This window comes from Propionivibrio sp., from assembly GCF_047602565.1.
Classification (GTDB): Bacteria; Pseudomonadota; Gammaproteobacteria; order Burkholderiales; family Rhodocyclaceae; genus Propionivibrio.
In genome coordinates this window covers 1,343,512-1,364,164 of the sequence record NZ_JASGGX010000001.1, presented here as the reverse complement: position 1 = coordinate 1,364,164, position 20,653 = coordinate 1,343,512, and the positions used below count along the sequence as shown (strand labels likewise).

Annotated in this window: 22 protein-coding genes; 10 read left to right on the top strand and 12 right to left on the bottom strand. The window is 65.8% G+C overall.

Features of this window, described 5'->3' with window-relative positions; genetic code table 11:
* Position 1 precedes the first annotated feature (1 nt).
* Both QM701_RS06240 and QM701_RS06235 read right to left on the bottom strand, forming a co-directional pair.
* A complete protein-coding gene (locus QM701_RS06240; protein ID WP_415166227.1) occupies positions 2-478 on the bottom strand; it encodes an Lrp/AsnC family transcriptional regulator in 477 nt (158 codons plus the stop codon).
* A 194-nt stretch (positions 479-672) separates the two neighbouring features.
* The gene (locus QM701_RS06235; protein WP_415166226.1) at positions 673-1,623 is read right to left on the bottom strand and encodes a DMT family transporter; all 951 of its coding nucleotides are present in this window, start codon (positions 1,621-1,623) and stop codon (positions 673-675) included.
* A gap of 86 nt (positions 1,624-1,709) precedes the next feature.
* On the opposite strand from QM701_RS06235, the gene QM701_RS06230 reads away from it, so the two are divergent.
* Together QM701_RS06230 and QM701_RS06225 are read left to right on the top strand one after the other, a co-directional pair.
* Positions 1,710-2,579, top strand: a complete 870-nt coding sequence (locus QM701_RS06230; RefSeq protein ID WP_415166225.1) for a LysR family transcriptional regulator — start codon at positions 1,710-1,712, stop codon at positions 2,577-2,579.
* Positions 2,580-2,786: 207 nt separating this feature from the next.
* On the top strand, positions 2,787-3,545 hold the full coding sequence (locus QM701_RS06225; protein WP_415166224.1) for a hypothetical protein: 759 nt from the start codon (positions 2,787-2,789) through the stop codon (positions 3,543-3,545).
* 19 nt (positions 3,546-3,564) lie between these two features.
* On the opposite strand, the gene QM701_RS06220 is transcribed toward QM701_RS06225, so the two are convergent.
* Together QM701_RS06220 and QM701_RS06215 are read right to left on the bottom strand one after the other, a co-directional pair.
* Positions 3,565-4,416 carry a LysR substrate-binding domain-containing protein gene (locus QM701_RS06220; protein WP_415166223.1) on the bottom strand — a complete coding sequence of 284 codons (852 nt, stop codon included), beginning with the start codon at positions 4,414-4,416 and terminating at the stop codon, positions 3,565-3,567.
* A gap of 589 nt (positions 4,417-5,005) precedes the next feature.
* Complete coding sequence (locus tag QM701_RS06215; protein ID WP_415166222.1) at positions 5,006-7,099, bottom strand: ATP-dependent helicase; 2,094 nt, start codon at positions 7,097-7,099, stop codon at positions 5,006-5,008.
* A 330-nt stretch (positions 7,100-7,429) separates the two neighbouring features.
* Here QM701_RS06215 and QM701_RS06210 point away from each other — a divergent pair, with 330 nt between their 5' ends.
* Positions 7,430-8,083, top strand: a complete 654-nt coding sequence (locus QM701_RS06210; RefSeq protein WP_415166221.1) for an intradiol ring-cleavage dioxygenase — start codon at positions 7,430-7,432, stop codon at positions 8,081-8,083.
* A gap of 12 nt (positions 8,084-8,095) precedes the next feature.
* Positions 8,096-8,878 (top strand): hypothetical protein, encoded by a 783-nt coding sequence (locus QM701_RS06205; protein ID WP_415166220.1) that lies wholly within the window; start codon positions 8,096-8,098, stop codon positions 8,876-8,878.
* A gap of 154 nt (positions 8,879-9,032) precedes the next feature.
* Here QM701_RS06205 and QM701_RS06200 read toward each other — a convergent pair whose 3' ends face one another.
* The 6 genes from QM701_RS06200 to xseA form a co-directional block, all read right to left on the bottom strand.
* Positions 9,033-9,245 (bottom strand): hypothetical protein, encoded by a 213-nt coding sequence (locus QM701_RS06200; protein ID WP_415166219.1) that lies wholly within the window; start codon positions 9,243-9,245, stop codon positions 9,033-9,035.
* The gene (locus QM701_RS06195) at positions 9,242-9,631 is read right to left on the bottom strand and encodes a hypothetical protein (RefSeq protein WP_415166218.1); all 390 of its coding nucleotides are present in this window, start codon (positions 9,629-9,631) and stop codon (positions 9,242-9,244) included. The genes QM701_RS06200 and QM701_RS06195 overlap by 4 nt, the downstream gene beginning before the upstream one ends.
* Positions 9,597-10,571, bottom strand: coding sequence for a DEAD/DEAH box helicase (locus QM701_RS06190; protein ID WP_415166217.1), 975 nt, complete (start codon positions 10,569-10,571; stop codon positions 9,597-9,599). Before QM701_RS06190 ends, QM701_RS06195 begins: the two co-directional genes overlap by 35 nt.
* Positions 10,572-10,855: 284 nt before the next feature.
* Complete coding sequence (locus QM701_RS06185; protein ID WP_415166216.1) at positions 10,856-11,998, bottom strand: cytochrome P450; 1,143 nt, start codon at positions 11,996-11,998, stop codon at positions 10,856-10,858.
* A 105-nt stretch (positions 11,999-12,103) separates the two neighbouring features.
* Entirely contained in the window at positions 12,104-12,691 is a 588-nt protein-coding gene (locus QM701_RS06180) for a superoxide dismutase (RefSeq protein ID WP_415166215.1), read from the bottom strand.
* Positions 12,692-12,775: 84 nt separating this feature from the next.
* Complete coding sequence (xseA, locus tag QM701_RS06175) at positions 12,776-14,131, bottom strand: exodeoxyribonuclease VII large subunit (RefSeq protein WP_415166214.1); 1,356 nt, start codon at positions 14,129-14,131, stop codon at positions 12,776-12,778.
* A gap of 317 nt (positions 14,132-14,448) precedes the next feature.
* Between xseA and QM701_RS06170 the strand changes: the two genes are divergently transcribed.
* The 6 genes from QM701_RS06170 to adk all read left to right on the top strand — a co-directional run bounded on the left by QM701_RS06170 (position 14,449) and on the right by adk (position 18,201).
* Positions 14,449-15,057: a MotA/TolQ/ExbB proton channel family protein gene (locus QM701_RS06170; protein WP_415166213.1), complete on the top strand. Its 609-nt coding sequence runs from the start codon at positions 14,449-14,451 to the stop codon at positions 15,055-15,057.
* Between the two features lie 10 nt (positions 15,058-15,067).
* Positions 15,068-15,484, top strand: coding sequence for an ExbD/TolR family protein (locus QM701_RS06165; RefSeq protein WP_415166212.1), 417 nt, complete (start codon positions 15,068-15,070; stop codon positions 15,482-15,484).
* Between the two features lie 19 nt (positions 15,485-15,503).
* A complete protein-coding gene (gene lpxK / locus QM701_RS06160; protein WP_415166211.1) occupies positions 15,504-16,538 on the top strand; it encodes a tetraacyldisaccharide 4'-kinase in 1,035 nt (344 codons plus the stop codon).
* Complete coding sequence (locus QM701_RS06155; RefSeq protein ID WP_415166210.1) at positions 16,519-16,695, top strand: Trm112 family protein; 177 nt, start codon at positions 16,519-16,521, stop codon at positions 16,693-16,695. Before lpxK ends, QM701_RS06155 begins: the two co-directional genes overlap by 20 nt.
* The gene (gene kdsB, locus QM701_RS06150) at positions 16,695-17,471 is read left to right on the top strand and encodes a 3-deoxy-manno-octulosonate cytidylyltransferase (RefSeq protein WP_415166209.1); all 777 of its coding nucleotides are present in this window, start codon (positions 16,695-16,697) and stop codon (positions 17,469-17,471) included. The genes QM701_RS06155 and kdsB overlap by 1 nt, the downstream gene beginning before the upstream one ends.
* A 76-nt stretch (positions 17,472-17,547) precedes the next feature.
* Positions 17,548-18,201: an adenylate kinase gene (adk, locus tag QM701_RS06145; RefSeq protein ID WP_415166208.1), complete on the top strand. Its 654-nt coding sequence runs from the start codon at positions 17,548-17,550 to the stop codon at positions 18,199-18,201.
* 82 nt (positions 18,202-18,283) lie between these two features.
* Here the strand turns inward: adk and QM701_RS06140 are convergent, their stop codons facing one another.
* Entirely contained in the window at positions 18,284-18,913 is a 630-nt protein-coding gene (locus tag QM701_RS06140) for a YbhB/YbcL family Raf kinase inhibitor-like protein (RefSeq protein WP_415166207.1), read from the bottom strand.
* A gap of 40 nt (positions 18,914-18,953) precedes the next feature.
* The gene (gene murJ, locus QM701_RS06135; RefSeq protein ID WP_415166206.1) at positions 18,954-20,492 is read right to left on the bottom strand and encodes a murein biosynthesis integral membrane protein MurJ; all 1,539 of its coding nucleotides are present in this window, start codon (positions 20,490-20,492) and stop codon (positions 18,954-18,956) included.
* Positions 20,493-20,653 lie beyond the last annotated feature (161 nt).

The following is a 20,653-nucleotide window of genomic DNA, read 5'->3' as shown; positions in this document are numbered from 1 at the left end:
TTCAGGGGTGCTCGTCCGGATCGATGTAGCTCAGCGGAAGGGCCGTCGTGTGCTTGATCTCTTCCATCGCGAAGCTCGAACTGACCTCGAAGATCTCGATGTTGCTGGTCAGCTTCTTGTAAACCGCGTCATAGGCCGCGATGTCGGGCACGGCCACGCGCAGCAGGTAGTCGATCGTGCCGCTCATGCGGTAGAAATCGACGACTTCCGGGATGGCGTCGACGATGGCGCGCAGCTTTTCGAACCATTCCTGGTTGTGCCGGCTGGTGCGCAGCAGGACGAAGACCGTCACCCCGACGTTCAGCTTGCCCGGATCGAGCAGCGCGACCCGGCGCCGGATGTAGCCCTGTTCCTCCAGGCGCTGGATGCGCCGCCAGCACGGCGTGGAGGACAGCTTGACGCGGCCGGCGATTTCGGAGAGGGGCAGGTCGGCGTTCTCCTGCAGCAGCGCCAGTATTTCCTTGTCGATCCGGTCCATGGGGTCACCGCGCGGTTGCGAGGAGGGAATTCTCGCATAACCGCCGCCCGGCCGGCCCGGGCCGCCCAAACACCCTTCGCACGGCCGGACAGGAATTACCGGCGGAAGATCCAGGTATGCGTGTTCCTCTCGGCGATTTCCCTGTACAACGCCGCGCGACGGTGGGCTGGAGGCAGGCACGTTCCGGGGTTTTCTCATCCTCTCGCAGGCCGCTCGACGAACCAGATGGCGGCGGCCATCAGCGCGATGCCGGACAGCTGCATGCCGCTGAGGCGCTGATCAAGCAACAGCCAGTCGATCATGATGGCCACCGCGGGATAGACGAATTGGAATACCGCGATGCGGCCGGTGTTCAGGCGGGCCATGCCCGCGTACATCAGCGTGTAGGCCAGACCCGTGTGTATCAGGCCCAAGCCCGCCAGCCACCCCCATGACAGGCCCCAGTCAGGCCAACCCCGTGCCATCGGCCACACCCACAGCACCAGGGCGCCGACCGCGCATTGCCACCAGGCCAGTATTCCGGCGGGGGCGTGGCGCAGGCGCCTGGCGATGACCGTGACCAGCGCCGTGCAAAGACCGCCGATCAGGCATGCGCCGACGCCCAGCCAATAACCCGTCCGGAGCGTTCCGTTTCCCCCGGACAGGGATGTGTGTTCCAGGACGCCTGCCGCCAGGATCAGCCCCAGCATCGCCGCGCAGACCGAGGCGATGCGCTGCCGGCCGATCGGTTCCCTCAGCCACCAGGAACCCAGCAGCAGGACCCACAGCGGCTGAAAGTGGAACAGCACGATCGCCACGCCTGCGGAGGTTCGCTCGATCGCCGCGAAGAACAGTCCCCAGGCCAGCACCATCAGGATGCCGGCGGCCAGCACCCATGGGCCGTCGTCTTTGGTCAGGCGCAGGAAGCGTGTCTGCCGGCGCGACAGCAGCCACGCCGTCAGGCCGAGCAAACCGAAAGCACAGCGAAACCAGGTGGCGGTCAATGGATCGGTATTGGCCTGATGGACGAAGACGCCGATGGTGCCCAGCAGCGCATTGCCCAGGAGGAAAGGGGCCGCACCCGCCGCGCTCCCACGGGTGTTCGAGTTCTTTTGGGGCGTGGCACGGCCGGAGGCTGCTTCCTGGAGGTGTCGGTGCGTATTCATCGGCGCAGTTTGTGCTGCAATCAGGCAAACGGAAAGCGCATAATCCTGAACACATGCATTCGATAAACGAAAGTGGAAAAGAGCACATGATCCCGCGAGACTTGCAACTGGATTGGCTCAAATGCTTCGTCGCCGTGGTCGATGCGGGCTCCCTGTCGAGCGCGGCCGGGGAGGTCTATCGCTCGCAGTCGGCGGTCAGCATGCAGTTGAAGAAGCTTGAAAGCGCGCTGGGGCGCCGGCTGCTCGACAGGGGCGCCGGCAAGCTCCAGTTGACCGCGGACGGGCAGTTGCTGCTCGGTTATGCGCGCCGCATCCTCGATCTGCACGCCGAGGCGCAGATCGCCCCGAACGGAGAAGAGCTCACCGGCCGGGTGCGGCTCGGGGTTCCCGACGACTACGCGGCGAAGTACCTGACCCCCGTACTCAAACGCTTCGCGCCCAGATACAGCGGTGTCGAGATCGAATTGAACTGCGAGCAATCCACCGCGCTGATTCCGCGCGTGGCGCGCGGCGACCTCGATCTGGCCCTGGTGTCGCGCGACCATTCCCGGCGCGGCACCCTGCTGTTCCATGAACCGATGGTCTGGGTGGGTTCGCCGCAGTTCGAACTGTGGCGGCGCGACCCGCTGCCGATCGCGGTGTACGAGGACACGAGCCTCGCGCGGCGCAGCGCGATCAATTCGCTGGCACAACAGGGACGCCGCTACAAGGTGGTCTACAACAGTTCCAGCCTGGCCGGGCAGATCGCCGCCGTCGACAGCGGCCTGGCCGTCGCGGTGCTGACCCAATGCAGCGCGCCCGGAGACTTGCTGATCCTGGGCAGCGAGCACGGCCTGGGACCGCTCGAACCCATGGAAGTCGCCGCCTACCGCAGCCGCGAATCGCGGGGCTCGAAAGCCGTGGATAACCTGTTCGGCCTTCTGGTGAAAACGCTCAGAATGTCGGAGCCGGGCTGAAGGGCAGTTTCGTCATCGGGTGACCGCGAACCTCCGGCCCTGACGGCTTTTCCCGCCGCTATCGGCTTGGCGGGCGCCATTGCCACGAAGGAGACCGGCTTTGATCACGGCGTCCTGTTGGCGCGGGTGCCAGATTCACCGCGCAGGGGCTTTATGTACTATTCTCCTTCCCCTTCGCGTACGTCCGGTTGCCGCGCCGATTCCCAATTGATCCTCCTATTCAAGCTTTTCACGGCGCCGATCCTCATTGCGGCCCTGACCTGGGCAACCCGGAGGTACGGAACCGCGCTCGTTGGCCTGTTGATCGGAATTCCCCTTCTGACCGGACCGATCTCCACCATAGTCGCCTGGGAACAAGGAGCGGCATTTGCCGCAAAGGCCGCCACGTCCAATCTGGTCGGTCAGGTTTCAACCTGTCTGTTCTGCCTGGCCTATTGGGCGGCGGCCCGAAAAGGCATGGCGTGCTGGACCAGCGCTGCGCTCGGAATTCTGACGTTTGCCGCTTCGACGTCCCTATGGAGCGCGATCACCTGGACTCTGCCCACAGCACTGCTGCTTTTGATCTCGACCATACTGTTGCTGCTTCGGATCATGCGGCCGGTCCACGTGCTGACACCCTTACCCCGGCCTCCAGTCTGGGATATCCCGGTACGAATGCTGCTGTCGGCCGTATTCGTCTTTGGGATGACGACGTTATCTCGGGACCTCGGCTCAACGCTGGGTGGTTTGCTCGCTCCGTTTCCGGTTTTCGTCCTGATTTTCAGCACCTTCACCCATCGGCAAGCGGGGTACGGACACGCGACCAATCTGTTGCGAGGCATCGTGCTCGGTTCCTCATCGTTTATGAGTTTCTTTTCGGTCGTGGCGCTCGGTCTGCCGGTGTTGAATCCCGTCCTCGTCTACACCATGGCAACGGTCTCCAGCCTGCTCGTCAGTGCGGCGCTCCATCGCCGCAGGAGGCATTGATTGGGCGGTTCGAAACGTTTCACTGCTTCAGTTCCTGAAAAATCAATTCGGCGAGGAAGTCGCAAGGGGATTTTGCGGACTGGGCGCTGCGCGCCAGCACCATTTCCAGTCCAGCCAGGGAAGGCAATCCGTCACTAGGCCCAAGAGGAATCAAATGGGCAGGCACACTACAACGTGCCAGCGGGGCTATGGCCAGGCCGGCATCGACCATGCTCAGCAGTCCTTGAATGCTCGGGCTTTCGTATGACATACGATAGGCAATGCGGGCATTCTGCAAGGCTTCGATGGCGTTGGCACGGGCGACACTGCCTTCCGAAAACACAGCGATGGGCAATGGCCGTTCTTTCCATACGGGTCGGCTTGCCGACGACCCGGTCCATACCATAGGTTCCAACCGGATGAACTCTCCGGGACAGCCTTTGGTTCTGGTTATGCACGCCAGATCGAGAGAGTTGTCCTTTATTTGCGATGCCAACTCATGGCTGGGCCGACCAATTACCTGAATCTCGACTCTCGGATAGGTAATTGAGAACTTCCTTAATACCGGTGGCAGCAGGGATGACGCATAGTCATCCGGCATTCCTATGCGTACACGGCCTCTGACCTCCGGACGAACCATCTCCGCCCATGCCTCATCGCGCAACGCGAGCATCTGGCGCGCATAACCGAGCAAAGTATGGCCCTCCGGCGTTAGCGCCAGATTACGTGTGGTGCGAATGAACAAGGGCTTTCCCAATGCCGTTTCCAACGCCTTGATCTGCATGCTGAGTGCAGATGGCGAGCGGTGTACCTGCTCGGCACCAGCAATGAAACTGCCACTATCGGCCACTGCTACCAGCATGCTCAGTACGTCCAAGTCCAGTTTTTTCATATTGGTCAGAAAATCTGATTTATTTAATAATTTTAATTCGTTTTTATAAATTATGGCGGCGTTGGATACTCATTGCCATCGATCACGTTCGATGCGGTGCAGTTGAACTCGCGGCTAACTGAGGAAAACGAATGAGACAAGCCAGTAGGATTGGAAAAATCGCCCTACGTTTTGGGGAAGAGCTTTCGTTGGAAATTCTGGAAACTGGAGAAGGTTTTTATGTTGGGACCCACAAAGACGGATTGCCCTTTTCACGGGAATCGGTCGAGTATTACCCAACTCGTGCCAGAGCAGAGCAGGCGCTGATACGTAACACTTGGACGCAACGTATGGTCGAGCGCGTGGTCAATTTATCTACTTTGACCGGGAATTGCAGTCGGGCGTGCGTGAACCTTTAGAAATCAAAGTTCTCGTTACAGAAAGCTGGCGTTCGTCGTAATTCTGACGGTCTGCGGGGCAACGCTTCTCGGAGCGAAATACCCAGGCGATCAAATGCCGGCAAAGGCCGACGTCGCGTTCCCGGACCGGACGAAGCGCCTCCACGTAGCCGCCTCTGCCGGCCGTCCGGCGAGTCCGCCGGCGCTCCCCGTCATTTCCACATTTCCCGCATGCGTGCCGCGAGGTCGAGGCGTTGTCCGGGCTCCATTGGATTCCGGCGCTGCCATTCCTCGAAGCCCGGCAGCTCCGGCAGCGGCCAGCTGCGCTCCTCGAAGTATTTCAACAGACGATTGGGAATGAAGCGCGTGCGGCCGGCATAGACGTGCCGGTCGCCTCCGCCCGTCGGCCCGGTGGTGTAGAAACGCTGCGGCACCAGCAGTTCGAGATGGTCCTTGGCGCGGGTCATGGCCACGTACAGCAGGCGCCGTTCTTCCTCGATCTCCTCTTCGCTGCCGGTGGCCAGGTCGGAGGGCAGGCCGCCATCGACGACGTTGAGGATCGATACCGCCTTCCATTCCTTGCCCTTGGCTGAATGGATGGTCGACAGGATCAGGTAGTCCTCGTCGTGCAAGGGGACGCCGGCTTCGCTGGCGTTCGCCTCCGGCGGGTCGAGCGTCAGCTCGGTGAGGAAGCGTTCCCGGCTCGGGTACGTAGCCGCGATGCGCGCCAGTTGCTGGACGTCGGCGCGGCGCGTCTCGGCGTCTTCGAACAGCCGCTCCATCTGCGCGTCGTACCAGCGCGTCACCTGCTCCAGGGGCAGCGGCCAGGCGCCGGCCTGCTCCAGCCCGTCCAGCAGCGCGACGAATTCCAGCCACTCGGCCCGAGCCTTCTCCGGCACGGGCTGTTCGGCCAGCAGCAGGCAACCCGGCGCTGCCGCCTGCAGGTTGTCGAGCATGCGGCTGGCGGTCTTCGGGCCGATGCCGGGCAGGAGCTGGAGCGCCCGAAAGCCGGAGACGCGGTCGCGCAGGTTCTGCGCCCAGCGCAGCAGGGCCAGGATGTCCTTGACGTGCCGGGCTTCGAGGAACTTGAGGCCGCCGAACTTCACGAACGGGATGTTGCGCCGGGTCAGCTCGATCTCCAGGCGGACGCTGTGCGACGCGGAGCGGAAGAGCACGGCCTGGGCCTTGAGCGCCACGCCCTGCTCGCGTCGCAGGAGGACGTGCCCGGCCACGCAGGCGGCCTGGTCCGTCTCGTCGCGCACGGTCACCAGCACCGGCTTTTGCGCGGCGGCGCGTTCGCTCCACAGGTCCTTGGTGAAACGTTCCCGGGCCTCGGCGATGACGGCGTTGGCCGCGGCGAGGATGGGCTGCGTCGAGCGGTAGTTGCGTTCGAGGGCGATCACCCGCGCCGGCGGGTCGAAGCGCCCCGGGTAGTCGAGGATGTTGCGCACGGTGGCGCCGCGGAAGCGGTAGATCGACTGGGCGTCGTCGCCGACCACGGTCAGGCCCCGGCCGTCCGGCTTCATGGCCAGGAGGATCGCGGCCTGCAGGGGATTGGTGTCCTGGTATTCGTCGACCAGCACATGGGGGAAGCGGCGGCCGAGTTCCCCGGCCAGCTCGGCATCGCCGACCATCTGTGTCCAATAGAGGAGCAGATCGTCGTAGTCGAGGACCCGCTGCGCCTGCTTGGCTTCGACGTAGGCCAGGAACAGCGGCTTCAGCTGCGCCTCCCACTCGCTGCACCACGGGTAGGTGGTCTGCAGCACGGTCGCCAGATCCGCCTGGGTATTCACCACGCTGGAATAGATCGCCAGGCAGGTGCCTTTGAGCGGAAAGCGCTTGCCCTGGCCGGAGAAGCCCAGCTCGTGGCGCACCAGGTTCATCAGGTCGGCGGAATCTTCCCGGTCGTGGAGGGTGAACGCCGGGTCGATGCCGATCCGGCCGGCGTAGTCGCGCAGCAGCCGGGCGCCGACGCCGTGAAAGGTGCCGGCCCAGGCGAAACCGCCCTCCGCCAGCCGGGCGTGGCGGGGCGAGACCTGGCCGGCGATGCGCTGCACCCGCCGGGTCATTTCGTCGGCGGCGCGGCGCGAGAAGGTGAGCAGCAGGAGCCGGTCCGGATCGGCGCCGTGGGCCAGCAGATGCGCCACGCGGTGGGCCAGGGTGTCGGTCTTGCCGGTGCCGGCGCCGGCGATGATCAGCAGGGGCGCGCAGACGTCCGTTTCGCCGATGCCGTGAGTCGCCGCCGCGCGCTGCGCATCGTTGAGGCGGGCGAGGTAGGCCGGGATTCCGGCCGCCGCTGCGCTCATGGACGGCACGGCTCCGCCGGCCGTTCCCGTGAAACGGGGGACTGCGGTTGCAGCGCGACCGGGACGTCGCATTCCGGGCAGACGCGGTATTCGGCGGCGCCTTTCAGGGCGGTTTCCATCCGGCCCGGATCAATCGGGGAATGGCAATACGGGCAAATGAAACGCGGGGGGCGAACGGACATGGCGGATTCCTTGAATACTGTGATTATATACAGTACGGCTGAGCGGGGCCATCGCCGTCGCCGCGAGAGGAGCCAATGGGTTCTTCCTGGCGAAATCCGGAACTTCGTCCTGTCGGCCGCCTCGAAAGTCAGTGCCTGGAGATCTCTCATGCGCCCTGCCGCCCCGCTTTCTTCAATGACGCCTCATGGACTGCTGCGCCGCCGCGCCGTCGTTGCCGTGCTGGTGGGCGCGCCGTCCCTGTGCATGGATGCTTTGGCCCAGCCGTTCCAGGGCCGGAGAGCCACGCCGGCGCAAACCGAAGGCCCGTTTTATCCGGTCGTTTTTCCCAAGGATGCCGATTACGACCTTTTAAAGAACGGCGCCCTGAATTATCCGGAAGGGCAGCGGGTCTGGCTCGCAGGGCGGGTCAGCGACCTTGCCGGACGGCCGGTTGCCGGCGCGCAGGTCGAAATCTGGCAGTGCGACCATGCGGGCCACTATCACCATCCCGGCGACGGCGGCGCGGCAGACAGCCGGTTTCAGGGGTTTGGCAGAGTCACGGTGGCGGCCGACGGCGGTTACCGCTTTCACACCATCCGCCCGGTGGCCTACAGCGGGCGTACTCCGCATATTCACATCAAGGTCAGGCTCGGCTCGCGCGAGCTGCTGACCACACAGGTGTATGTCGCGGGCGATCCCGGCAACCCTCGCGATTTTCTATGGCGCAGCTTGAGCGTGGCCGACCGCGCCGCGCTGACCGTGACTTTTGCGCCGGAGGGCGACGGCCTGCGGGCCGTCTTCCCTATCGTGGTGGCCGCCTGACAGGGACGGCTCATGGACGAAAGCCCTCTTCATGCGCGGGACTCGCGGTGGTCGAAAGGCCTGATCGTCACGGGCATCACCATCGCCGTGCTCAATATGGTTCTCGCCTGGATTCTGATGTTTTTAGGACCCTCGCCGCAAAGCTACGGTCATGCCGTGCAAGCGATGCAGTCGCAAGCCACCCCGGAGGCATCGACGGTCCCCAGCCGCCAGACCCAGGGCAATGCCACCGCCGGAGTGGCGCGAAATGACGAAATGACGGATTCGTCCGGCGCGTTTGTCACCAGGCTCTTCGAGATCTACCAGAGAATGGCTCAATCCGAAGAGAGGCAGGCCACACTCCTGCTTGGCTTCTGCTTCGCACTCATCTCGATCGGCTTTTCTCTTTTCGTGATGGGCATCGAAGGCGCCTCGGCCTTCAGAGGCAGCGCTGCGGAGTTCGGTTCCCTGGCGATCAAGGTGAGTTCCCCCGGCCTGTTCTGCATTCTGCTGGCATCGCTGCTCATTGCGCTGAACCTGGTGAAGTGGACGAGCGGCGCCAGCGCGCAGCCGTTCGAGAGCAAAGCGGATGCCATTCGGGCCGAATCGGATGGCAAGGAACAGGTTCTGCGCGCGGAAGCCGAGGCCAAGGAACGGATAATCCAGGCGGATGCGCTGGCCAAGGAAAACTACGCACGCATCGAGGCCGCCAACAAGGTGCAGATCATCGACGCGGAAACGCAGGCGAAGAAGGACGTCATCGAGGCGGAAGCTCTGGCGAAGGAACGCGTGCTCGGGAAAAGTGGGGCAAGGTAACCGTGCATTGCCGACCGATAGACCCAGGCAAACGAACGGCCGGATTGGCCGACGTCGTGTCCTCGGCCGAAGCGCTCATCGACCAGCGCAGTTGCGAATAGTCGGTAAGAATCCCGTTCCTGTCATTTAATCAGACCTGCGCCGATCCGCTTCCTCAATTGGGCTTCCTGGCCCCGTACTTCTTGAACACCGTCCGCGCGTCTTCGTGCGCGCGGTCCAGGGTACAGATCGACGGGTCGTCGTCGTGGCCGCTGAAGTAGTCGTCCGCCTGGGCAAGCATCACCATTTCGATGGCGTCTCGATCCGCCAGCGCGTATTTTTCGGTGATCAGCGTGGTCACCTCGTCGAGGTGTTCTTCATAGGTCATAAGGCTTGCTTCCCGTCGCGCGCCTTCCTGCGCCGCGCCGCGCCGCCGCCGGGCTTGCCGGCCGGGGCCGCTGTCTTTGCCGGAACTTTCGGTGTGGTCGCCCGCGCCGCGCCTCCCCGGCGCCCGCCCCCTGGGCGTTGTCCGCCGCGTGCTCCGGCCGAACGCACCTGGATCGGTTCGGGGCGAATGCTGGGGTCGGGCTCGTACCCCGGATGCGCCACCACGTCGATCGGCTTCTTGATCAGCCGCTCGATGTCCTTCAGCAGCTTGTGCTCATCGACGCAAACCAGCGAGACGGCCGCTCCTTCAGAGCCGGCGCGGCCGGTACGGCCGATGCGATGGACGTAGTCCTCAGGCACGTTCGGCAACTCGTAGTTCGACGACATGCGGCAGTTCATCGATATCGATGCCGCGCGCCGCGATGTCGGTGGCCACCAGGACGTGCAGCTTGCCGCTCTTGAAATCGGCGAGCGCCCGGGTGCGGGCGTTCTGGCTCTTGTTGCCATGGATGGCATCGGCCCCGATGCCGGCCTTGAGCAACTTTTCGGCCAGGCCGTTGGCGCCCCATTTGGTGCGCGTGAACACCAGCACCTGGGACCAGCCTTTTTCCTGGATCAGGTCGACCAGCAGGTCGCGCTTACGCTCCCGGTCGACCCTGTAAACGTATTGCTTGACCAGTTCCGGCGCGGTGTTGCGGCGTTCGGATTCGACGTATTCCGGATCGACCAGGAAGCTGCCGGCCAGCGTGCGGATCTCGTCGGAGAAGGTCGCCGAGAACAGCAGGTTCTGGCGCTTCTTCGGGAGCAGGGCGAGCACGCGCCGGATGTCGTGGATGAAGCCCATATCGAGCATGCGGTCGGCCTCGTCGAGCACCAGCACGTCGATGCCCGACAGGTTGACGGTGCGCTGCTGCGCGTGGTCGAGCAGGCGGCCGGGCGTGGCCACCAGGATGTTGACGCCTTTCTTGAGCGCCGCGATCTGCGGGTTGATGCCGACCCCGCCAAAGACGACCAGCGACCTGAAGGGCAGATGGGCGCCGTAGGTGCGGACGCTGTCCTCGACCTGTGCCGCCAGTTCGCGCGTCGGGGTCAGGATCAGTACGCGGATCTTGCGCGGTCCGGTGGTTTTGCTGCTCGCCAGGCGGTTGAGGATCGGCAGGGTGAAGCCGGCGGTCTTGCCGGTGCCCGTCTGGGCGCAGGCCATCAGGTCATGCCCGGCGACGACTTTGGGGATGGCCTGGGCCTGGATCGGGGTGGGGGTTTCATAGCCTTGATCGGCAATGGCGCGCAGGATCTCGGGGACGAGACCCAGTTCGGTGAATTTCACGTGTGTGGACTCCAGGCATCTGCCCTGCGTGCGCGGATGACCGCGGATGCACGAACCAGTCTGGGCAGACGCACAGGGATTGTTGGGTCAGGCCAGGCGATGCCGCCGAGCCGGATCGGGCGCGCGCCAAGACTGATGAATGGCGCGGCGAGGAGGTGCGATCCTAACACATTCCGGGTGTTTCCGATCGGGAAATCGTCCGTGGCCCCGTGGATGTGCGGCTGACTCAAGACGGGAAGGCGTTCGCGGCACGATTTGAGTTCCGGACAGCAGGCAGCACGACATTAGCGCAATATCACCGGCACCCGGCGGTACCCGCCCACGGGCGCCACTTCCCGCTCAGGCGGTTGGCCGGGCGCCAGCTCGATGCTCTGCACCGACGCCAGCAAGGCCTGCAGCACAATGCGCAATTCCCAGGTAGCCAGCAGCCGCCCAGGGCAGGCATGCTCGCCGATTCCGTAGACCAGGTTGGCTGCCGCGTTCCGCTCGGGGTCGAAGCGGTTGTCGTCGAAGACGGCCTCGTCGCGGTTGGCCGAAGTCCAGTGCAGCTTGACCCGGGCACCGCCGGGGATCTCCTGGCCTCCGATCCGCACCGGGCAGGTGGTGATGCGTCGATTGGACACGAACGGGTCGTCGAGGCGCAGAATCTCATCGATGGCCGCTTCCACTTCGCCGTCCGGGGCCGTACGCAGCCGCTCCGCCAGTTCCGGCTGCCCGGCGACCTGGGCCACGAGTACGCCGATGCACAGCGCGATGGAGCCCAGGTCGCCGCCGGTCCAGTTGCGCAGGATCGAAACCAGCTCCGCCTCCGTCAGCAAGCGCCCGTCCACCACCTCGCGGCAAAGCCGGGTGGTCACGTCGTCGGGCGCGTCGCCTGCCGCTGCCCGGCGGGGTAGGATGACCGAGAGAATGATCCGGTCGAACTGGTCGGCCACGTCCGCCATCCAGGCACGGTCCCCGGAGCGGCTGGCGGCGTGGTTTTCCTCCATCCACGCCAGCAGGCGTGGTTCCAGCTCGGCGGGCCAACCCAGCCATTTGCACTGGGCACGTACGGCGAACACGGCGCCGATTTCGCTCACGGCGTCCAGTACCGTGCGCCGGGGCAATTCCGCCATCAGTCGGGCCGCCACACTTGCGAAGACGGGCACGAACGGGGCCAGCGCGTCATGGCTCAGGTAGCGCGCGATGACTTCCCGGTAGCGGGCGTGCTCCTCGCCGTCGAAGCCGTTGGGGACCTGCAGGTAACGGGAGACTCTGCTGGAGAACCGCTCGTGATCCAGGGCCGCCGCGACGACGTCGGCATGCCTGAGCAGCACCCATTCGCCGGCGACGTTTCTGACCACCGGATGCCTGGGGCGCAACTCGTCGGTGTAGGCGCGCAAGTCGCGGCCGGCGGCGGACAAGTCGTCCGGCATGTGGTCGGTCATGTTGGCTCCAGTCGTGATCGTGAAACGGCAATGAAAAAGGGAGCCGACGGCTCCCTTTTTGACTCAGGCTCGTATTTACGAGTTTTTATCCTGAAATAACCGCGATCAGCCGGCGAAGTTCTTCTCCGCGAAGCCCCAGTTGGCGACGCTGTTCAGGAAGGTCTCGACGAACTTCGGGCGCAGGTTGCGATAGTCGATGTAGTAGGCGTGTTCCCACACGTCGATGCACAGCAGCGCCTTGTCGCCGGTGGTCAGCGGGGTACCGGCGGCGCCCATGTTGACGATGTCCACCGATCCGTCGGACTTCTTGACCAGCCAGGTCCAGCCGGAGCCGAAATTGCCCACGGCGGAGGTCTGGAAAGCCTTCTTGAAGTCGTCGAACGATCCCCATTTCTTGTTGATCGCTTCGGCCAGCGCGCCGGACGCGGCGCCGCCGCCGTTCGGTTTCAGGCTGTTCCAGAAAAAGGTGTGGTTCCATACCTGCGCGGCATTGTTGTAGATGCCGCCGGCTGGCGCCTTCTTGACGATGGCTTCCAGATCGAGGTTCTCGTATTCGGTGCCCTTGATCAGGTTGTTCAGGTTGGTGACGTAGGCCTGGTGGTGCTTGCCGTAGTGGTATTCAATCGTTTCCTTCGAGATGTGCGGGGCAAGCGCGTCCTGCGCGAAAGGAAGTTGCGGTAGTTGATGTTCCATCATGTCTCCTTGATCGAGTAAGAGCGGTGTTGGTCTTGGTTTTTTTCCGCCGGCGAATGCCGCCGGCGGCTTGGTGCATTCTGTTCAGTGACGTACCGAGGTGATCCGGGCCTCCGCCTCACCTGAGTGGAAAGAGACAGTGACCGCATGGTTTGGTTCCAGCGCCCGGCTGTCCCTGACGATGCGCCCTTCGGCGTCGCGCACGATGCTGTAGCCGCGCGCCATGACCTCCCGCGGGTCAAGGTGCGAGAGGCCGGCTGCGAGGCGCGCAAGCAGGGCCATCTTCCGGTTGCGGTCGGCCAGCCAGGCGTTGCGCATGCCGTCGCCGAGCCTTTCCAGCCGGGCCCGCCGCGCCTGCGTATCGGGCCGCGCCAGGCGCAGGCGCTGGCCGATCCGGGCCAGGCGGGCGAGGCCGAGCGCCCCGGTCTGGCGGAGCGCCGCCGCCAGCCTGCGTTGCAGGGCGTCGAGCTGTTCGCGTTGCCGGCCGAGGCGCTGGCCGGGGTGGACCAGGCGGCGGGCCAGCAGGTCGAGCCGCTGGCCGCCGGCTTCCAGGCGCCGTGCGATGCGGTACGCCAGGGCGTTGCGCAGATCGAGCAGGCGGTTCTGCAAGGCCGCGCGTTCCGGCGCCGCGACTTCGGCGGCGGCCGTCGGCGTGGCGGCGCGCCGGTCGGCGGCGAAGTCGGCGATGGTGAAGTCGGTTTCGTGCCCGATGCCGCTGACCACCGGCACCCGGCAGGCGCGGATGGCACGGGCCACCGCTTCGTCGTTGAACGCCCAGAGGTCTTCCAGGCTGCCGCCGCCCCGGCACAGCAGGAGCACGTCGCATTCGCGCCGCCGGCTGGCGGTTTCGAGCGCGGCGACGATCTGCGCGGGCGCTTCGTCCCCTTGCACCAGCGTGGGATAGAGCACGATGTCGAGGTGCGGAGCGCGGCGTTTCAGCGTGATCAGGACGTCGCGCAGCGCCGCCGCCTGCAACGACGTCACCACCCCGAGCCGCCGCGGAAAGGCCGGCAGCGGGCGTTTGCCCTCTGCGGCGAACAGCCCCTCGCGCTCCAGCTTTTCCTTGAGCCGCAGGAACCGTTCGTAGAGATTGCCGACGCCGGCCCGGCGGGCGGTTTCCACGTTCAGCTGGAAATCGCCGCGCGCCTCGTAGAGCGTGACCAGCACGCGCGCCTCGATGTGCTGGCCGTTCTCCAGCCGCCAGCCGAGCAGCTGGGCGCGGTTGCGGAACATCACGCAGCGCACCTGCGCCGCGCTGTCCTTCAGCGAGAAATAGGCATGCCCCGAGGCGGCGATGGTCAGATTGGAAATCTCGCCCGCGACCCAGCAGAGCGGGAACGCGCTCTCCAACCGCTCGCGCGCCAGGCGGTTGAGCAGCGAAATGGTCAGGATAGGGGCAGGCGCCGCAAGGCCTGCGGCAGAGGAACGGGTCTCATCCATGCATCGATTCTACATTCTTGTCAAATCATGCACATCTTTGCTGCGTTTGCGGGGAGGAACCGGCGGCAAAGCCTGACGTAGCCTGGGTATTTTATTATCTTCTTGATTTCAAATGAAAAATATTACATGCCTCTTTTTTCTGCAAAGTGTCAAAAAGCCTTTGGCAAAGAGGGCTTACGTGGCTTCCTCAGGAGTGATCCACAAAGTTATCCACAGAATATGTGGACAAGGAGCGCGGCGCGCGAACGATACAGGACTTGCCGCCCGCAGTCGCTCGGGCTAAAGTCTCATGCTCGAATCATCATGAGGGAGAAAGCGTGTTTTCGATCATTCTGGCGGCCGGTTGGCCGATCTGGCCCTTGCTGTTCGCATCGATTGTCGCCGTCGCATTGATCATCGAGCGGCTGGCCGCCTTGCGCCAGGCCAAGGTGCTGCCCGCCGGGCTCCTGCAGCGCGTGGTCGCCGACTATCGGCAGCAGGGCGTGAACGAATCGTCCCTCGCCGCGCTGGAAGCGCAGTCGCCCCTCGGCCGGGTGCTCGCCGCGGGCCTGCGCAACGTCGGCAGTTCGCGGGAGGTGATGCGCGAGGCGATCGAGGAAACCGGCGGCGTGGTCGCCCACGACCTGGAGCGCTACCTGACCACGCTGGGCACGATCGCCTCGATCAGTCCGCTGATGGGCCTGTTCGGCACGGTGGTCGGGATGATCGAGATTTTCGGTTCGCAGGCGCCGACGGGCAGCAACCCGGTGCAGCTCGCGCACGGCATTTCGGTGGCGCTGTACAACACCGGCTTCGGCCTGCTGATCGCCATCCCGAGCATGATCTTCTGGCGCCACTTCCGGGCGCTGGTGAACAGTTTCGTCATCGACATGCAGCAGCAGGCGATCCGCCTGGTCGAGATCCTGCACGGCGAGCGCCAGGCGTGAGGGCGCGGCCATGAACTTCCAGCGCGGCCGCGGCCACGACGAACCCGAAATCAACCTGATCCCGCTGATCGACGTGCTGCTGGTGATCATCATCTTCCTGATGCTGACCACCACCTACGCCAAGTTCTCGGGGTTGGAGATCAACCTGCCGACCGCCGATGCGAGCAAGCAGGCGGAGCAGCCCAACGAGGTCAACGTCGCGGTCACCGCCGCCGGCCAGGTGCTGGTCAACAAGACGCCGCTGGCGGCCACCGACGTGCGCTCGATCAGCGAGGCCCTGCGGCGCGCGGCCGGCGACCGGCAGGACCCGCTGATCGTGATCAACGCCGACGCCAAGGCCACGCACCAGAGCGTCGTGGACATCATGCAGGCGGCCCAGACGGCCGGTTATCCGCACATCTCCTTCGCCACGCAAGCGCCGCGCTGAGCGGCGGACGGGTCATCCCATGAGCCGCGGCGGCCTCGCGCAACGTCTGCCCCGCCTGTGGTTCCGCGCGCGACTCTCGCCGCTCCTGCTGCCCCTGCTGCCCCTGTCGTGGCTGTTTCGCGGCATCGCCGCGCTCCGGCGCTTTCTCTATCGCAAAGGAATCCTGGCGGCGGTTGCGCTGCCCGTGCCGGTGATCGTCGTCGGCAACCTGACGGTGGGCGGCAGCGGCAAGACGCCGCTGGTGCTCTGGCTGGCGGAGCGCCTGCGCGCACGCGGCCGGCATCCCGGCATCGTCAGCCGGGGATACGGCGGCGGCGAGGCGGTCCGGCCGGTGCTGCCGGACTCGGCGGCCGCCGCAGTCGGCGACGAGCCGCTGCTGCTGGCGCGGCGCGGCGGCGTGCCGGTGTTCGTCGGGCGCGACCGCGCCGCCGCCGGCAAGGCGCTGCTCGCCGCCCACCCGGAGTGCGACGTGCTGGTTTCCGACGACGGCTTGCAGCATTACCGGCTGGCCCGGCGCGTGGAGATCGCCGTGTTCGACCGGCGCGGCGCGGGCAACGGGCGCCTGCTGCCCGCCGGCCCGCTGCGCGAGCCCCTGGCCCGGTTGGCCGGCGTGACGGCGGTGGTGTTCAACGGCGGCGCCGCGAACGTGCCTGCGGCCGGCGCGCCGTGTTTCCCGATGCATTTGTTCGGGCGGCGTTTCACGGCCCTGGACGATCCGCGGAAAACGTGTTCGGCGGAGGATTTGCGGGGGAAGAACCTGCACGCCCTGGCGGGCATCGGCGACCCGTCGCGGTTTTTCGCGCAGCTCGCCGCGATGGGGCTCGAATTCTCGGCGCATCCCTTTCCCGATCACCAGGCCTATGGCGCCGACGATCTGGCTTTCGCCCGTCACGGCGTGCTTCTTATGACCGAGAAGGATGCAGTAAAATGCGCAGGTTTGGCTTTGTCCGAGGCGTGGGTGTTGCCGGTGGAAGCCTGCATCGACGATGCTCCGGACGGAAGTTCGCTGCTGGATATCATTCTGGAGAAACTGCATGGACGCACGTCTGCTTGACATCCTCGTCTGCCCGATCTGCAAGGCCAATCTCGAATATCGCAAGGCGGCGTCCGAACTCGTGTGCAAGCCCTGCAAACTGGCGTTCCCCGTGCGCGACGACATTCCGATCATGCTGGAGGATCAGGCGCGCCGCCTCTCCGAGGAGGACCTCTGATGCCGTCGGCAAGCGTCGGTTTCAAGGCCGTGGTGCCGGCGCGCTACGCGTCGACCCGGCTGCCGGCCAAACCCCTGCTCGATCTCGGCGGCAAGCCGATGGTCGCGCGCGTGGCCGACCGCGCGGTTCAGTCGGGCGCCGAGGAAGTCTGGGTGGCTACCGATCATCCCGACGTGGTGCGCGCGGCCGAAGCCCACGGCCTTTCGGTGCTGCTCACCCGCGCCGATCATCCGACCGGCACCGACCGTCTCGCCGAGGTCGTCGAGCAGCGCGGCTGGGGCGACGATACGATCGTGGTCAACGTGCAGGGCGACGAACCCCTGCTCGACCCGCAGCTGATCGCCCGCACGGCCGGCCAGCTCGCCGCAAGCGGGGCGGACATCGCCACCCTGGCGCACCCGATCGACAACCCCGCCGACTTCTTCGCGCCGAACGTGGTCAAGGTGGTGTGTAGGGCCGACGGCGACGCGATGTACTTCTCGCGCGCGCCGATTCCCTTTGCGCGCGATCACTTCGCCGCCCGGAAGGACGCGCTGCCCGCGGGCCTTCCCGCCTACCGGCACATCGGCCTGTACGCCTACCGCGCCGGGTTCCTGCGCGCCTACGCCCGCCTGGCGCCGTCGCCGGTGGAGGGCTTCGAGGCGCTCGAACAGCTGCGCGCCCTGTGGCACGGCTACCGGATCAGCGTGCTGGTGTCCGACCACCTGCCGATGCCGGGGGTCGACACGCCCGAGGACGCGGCGCGCATGCAGGAGTGGTTCGCCAGGAACGCCTGAGATTGTCGCGCCCGGGGAGAGGGCGCGGCCCGGCCGGTTTTGTCGGGTTTTGTCGGTTCAACGTACGAGGAAAATCATGAGACTGATATTGCTCGGTCCGCCGGGCGCAGGGAAGGGGACGCAGGCCAAGTTCATTTGCGACAGGTTCGGGATTCCGCAGATATCCACCGGGGACATGCTGCGCGCGGCGATCAAGGCGGGAACGCCGCTCGGGCTGGAAGCCAAGAAGGTCATCGACCAGGGGCGCCTGGTCTCCGACGACACCATCGTCGGGCTGGTCAGCGAACGCCTGCGGCAGGACGATTGCCGCGCCGGCTACCTGTTCGACGGCTTTCCCCGCACCATCCCGCAGGCCGAGGCCATCCGCTCCGCCGGCGTGGCGCTGGACGCGGTCCTGCAGATCGAGGTGGACGACGCCGAGATCGTCGAACGCATGAGCGGCCGCCGCGTCCACCTGGCGTCCGGCCGCACGTACCACGTGAAGTTCAATCCGCCGAAGGTCGAGGGCAGGGACGACGTGACCGGCGAGCCGCTGGTGCAGCGCGACGACGATTCGCGCGAGACGGTGCTCAAGCGGCTGGAGGTCTACCATGCGCAGACCCAGCCGCTGATCGACTACTACACGCGCTGGGCGGCGACCGGCGATCCGGCGGCGCCGAAATTCCGCAAGGTGTCGGGCGTCGGCAGCGTCGAGGCGATCACCCGGGCGGTCTTCGCGGCGCTCGGCTAGGCGGATCGCCGGGGTTTCGGGAAACGAAGAGGCAGAGGGTTTTAAACCCGGGCGGTCGCCGCCCGGGTGCGCCGGTGCCGGCTCAGGCGCCGATCGCCGGATTGAGCGCGTAGAGGCCGGTCAGGCTGGCCTGCGCCAGGATGTGCCCCCGCATCGCCTCGCGCACCTGCTGGCCGTTGAAGCGTCCTTCCACCGGCAGGCGCTCCACGTCCAGCGCGAAGACGGTGAATACGTAGCGGTGGCGGATTTCGTCGTTCCACGGCGGGCAGGGACCGTCGTAGCCGAAATAGTCGCCGCGCATGTCGCCGTCGCCGTCGAACCACGCCGTGTAATCGTTGATGCCGTGCCGCGCGCCGTGCGGCGCGGCCGGGCCGCCCTTGCCGCGCGGGGTGACCTCGCTGGAGAACTCGCCGGCCTCGATCGCGGTGACCTCGGCGGGAAGATCGACCAGCACCCAATGGAAGAAATCCACGCGCGGCAGCGTGGCGGGCACCGTGCGCCCTTCCTGGTTGACATCGTCGCCCTGGCTGGGGACGTCGGGATCGTGGCAGATCAGCGCGAACGAGAGCGTGCCCGGCGGGACCTCGATCCAGGCCAGGTGCGGATTCAGGTTCTTGCCGAGGCAGACGTGGTGTTCCGGGTCCGGGATGCAGAAGGAAAAATCGCCCGGGATCGCTTGTCCGTCCGCGAAGCTGTCGCTGCTCAGTTTCATGGTCGTTTCTCCGTAAGGTCACGCAGGATCATTCAGAGGTTCACTCGGCGGCGCGCCGCCGGAAATCCCCAAGACGAAAGCCGACAAGCCATAGTGTAGCGAAATAGACGCCGGCGCCACAGCCGACGACGAGCGCCAGCCGCCAGAGGCGCGCGGCGAGGCGCCATTCCAGCCACGGTCCGGGACCGCCGGCGGCGAACCACAGCGCCGCGCCCATCGCCAGGAGTGCCGCCGCCAGCCTGAGTAAAAAGACCCGCCAGCCCGGCTGCGGCGTGTAGATGCCCTGCAGGCGCAGGCCGCGGTAGAGCAGCGCCGCGTTGAGGCAGGCGGCGAGGCCGATCGACAGGGCCAGGCCGGCGTGCTTGAGCCAGCCGATCAGCGCCAGGTTGAGCGCCTGCGTGACGCACAGGGTCACCACGCCGATCTTGACCGGCGTGCGCACGTTCTGCCGGGCGTAGAAGCCCGGCGCGAGGACCTTGACCAGGATCAGGCCGAGCAGGCCGACGCTGTAGGCGACCAGCGCGTCGCGCGTCTTGAACACGTCGTCGGCGGCGAAGGCGCCGTGGTGGAAGAGCGTGGCGATCAGCGGCACGGCGATGATCGCCAGCGCGACCGCCGCCGGCGCGGCGAGCAGCAGGGTCAGGCGCAGCCCCCAGTCGAGCAGCCGGGAATACTCGTCGAGTTTCTGGCCGGCGTGGTACTTGGCCAGCGACGGCAGCAGGATCGTGCCGAGCGCGGCGCCGAGCATGCCCGAGGGGAACTCCATCAGCCGGTCGGCGTAGTACAGCCAGGAAACGCTGCCGGTGCCGAGGAACGAGGCGAAGATGGTGTTGATCAGCAGGCTGACCTGCGACACCGAGACGCCGAGCACGGCCGGCGCCATCAGTTTCAGGATGCGGCGCACGCCGGCGTCGCGCCAGTCGAGCGCAAAGCGCGGCAGCATGCCGATGCGTCGCAGACTGGGAACCTGGAAGACGAGCTGCAGCGCGCCGCCGATGAACACCGCCCAGCCCAGCGCCAGGACCGGGCGCGCGAACCACGGCGCGGCGAACAGGGCCATGGCGATGAACGCGAGGTTGAGCAGCACCGGCGTGAAGGCCGGCAGAGCGAAGCGGTTCCACGTGTTGAGCACGCCGCCGGCCAGTGCCACCAGCGACATGAACAGGATGTAGGGGAAGGTAATGCGCGTGAGCTCGACGGTCAGCGCGAATTTCTCCGGTTCGGCGGCGAAGCCGGGCGCCGAGATGTAGACGAGCAGCGGCGCCCCCGCCATGCCGAGCAGGGTGACCACGACCAGCACGAAGAGCAGCAGGGTGGCGACGCGATCGACGAGGCGCTTCGCCTCGCCGTCGCCGAGCCGGTTCTTGTATTCGCCGAGGATCGGCACGAAGGCCTGCGAAAAGGCGCCCTCGGCGAACAGCCGGCGCAGCAGGTTGGGCAGCTTGAAGGCGACGAAGAAGGCATCGGTCATCACGCCCGCGCCGAAAATGCGGGCGATCACGAAGTCGCGCACGAACCCCAGAATGCGCGAGAGAAAGGTCATGCTGCTGACGGTGGCAAGGGCTTTGAGCAGGTTCATCGGGGCGGCGGCGCATCGAAAGCCGCCATCTTAGCCGCTAATGGCGGACGCGGCGTCCCGTCCGCCCGCCGGCATGCATTGACCGGCCAGACCGAAATCGGGAGAATAAGAATCATTCTTGATTGGACGCCAGCCCGGACATGGCCCGGCCGGCGTCCGCC

What these genes read in the sequence shown, in the direction of transcription:
- QM701_RS06240 (WP_415166227.1), bottom strand. Translation starts at nt 478, where the DNA reads ATGGACCGGATCGACAAGGAAATACTGGCGCTGCTGCAGGAGAACGCC.
- QM701_RS06235 (WP_415166226.1), bottom strand. Translation starts at nt 1,623, where the DNA reads ATGAATACGCACCGACACCTCCAGGAAGCAGCCTCCGGCCGTGCCACG.
- QM701_RS06230 (WP_415166225.1), top strand. Translation starts at nt 1,710, where the DNA reads ATGATCCCGCGAGACTTGCAACTGGATTGGCTCAAATGCTTCGTCGCC.
- QM701_RS06220 (WP_415166223.1), bottom strand. Translation starts at nt 4,416, where the DNA reads ATGAAAAAACTGGACTTGGACGTACTGAGCATGCTGGTAGCAGTGGCC.
- QM701_RS06215 (WP_415166222.1), bottom strand. Translation starts at nt 7,099, where the DNA reads ATGAGCGCAGCGGCGGCCGGAATCCCGGCCTACCTCGCCCGCCTCAAC.
- QM701_RS06210 (WP_415166221.1), top strand. Translation starts at nt 7,430, where the DNA reads ATGCGCCCTGCCGCCCCGCTTTCTTCAATGACGCCTCATGGACTGCTG.
- QM701_RS06205 (WP_415166220.1), top strand. Translation starts at nt 8,096, where the DNA reads ATGGACGAAAGCCCTCTTCATGCGCGGGACTCGCGGTGGTCGAAAGGC.
- QM701_RS06200 (WP_415166219.1), bottom strand. Translation starts at nt 9,245, where the DNA reads ATGACCTATGAAGAACACCTCGACGAGGTGACCACGCTGATCACCGAA.
- QM701_RS06195 (WP_415166218.1), bottom strand. Translation starts at nt 9,631, where the DNA reads ATGTCGTCGAACTACGAGTTGCCGAACGTGCCTGAGGACTACGTCCAT.
- QM701_RS06185 (WP_415166216.1), bottom strand. Translation starts at nt 11,998, where the DNA reads ATGACCGACCACATGCCGGACGACTTGTCCGCCGCCGGCCGCGACTTG.
- QM701_RS06180 (WP_415166215.1), bottom strand. Translation starts at nt 12,691, where the DNA reads ATGGAACATCAACTACCGCAACTTCCTTTCGCGCAGGACGCGCTTGCC.
- xseA (WP_415166214.1), bottom strand. Translation starts at nt 14,131, where the DNA reads ATGGATGAGACCCGTTCCTCTGCCGCAGGCCTTGCGGCGCCTGCCCCT.
- QM701_RS06165 (WP_415166212.1), top strand. Translation starts at nt 15,068, where the DNA reads ATGAACTTCCAGCGCGGCCGCGGCCACGACGAACCCGAAATCAACCTG.
- lpxK (WP_415166211.1), top strand. Translation starts at nt 15,504, where the DNA reads ATGAGCCGCGGCGGCCTCGCGCAACGTCTGCCCCGCCTGTGGTTCCGC.
- QM701_RS06155 (WP_415166210.1), top strand. Translation starts at nt 16,519, where the DNA reads ATGGACGCACGTCTGCTTGACATCCTCGTCTGCCCGATCTGCAAGGCC.
- kdsB (WP_415166209.1), top strand. Translation starts at nt 16,695, where the DNA reads ATGCCGTCGGCAAGCGTCGGTTTCAAGGCCGTGGTGCCGGCGCGCTAC.
- adk (WP_415166208.1), top strand. Translation starts at nt 17,548, where the DNA reads ATGAGACTGATATTGCTCGGTCCGCCGGGCGCAGGGAAGGGGACGCAG.
- QM701_RS06140 (WP_415166207.1), bottom strand. Translation starts at nt 18,913, where the DNA reads ATGAAACTGAGCAGCGACAGCTTCGCGGACGGACAAGCGATCCCGGGC.
- murJ (WP_415166206.1), bottom strand. Translation starts at nt 20,492, where the DNA reads ATGAACCTGCTCAAAGCCCTTGCCACCGTCAGCAGCATGACCTTTCTC.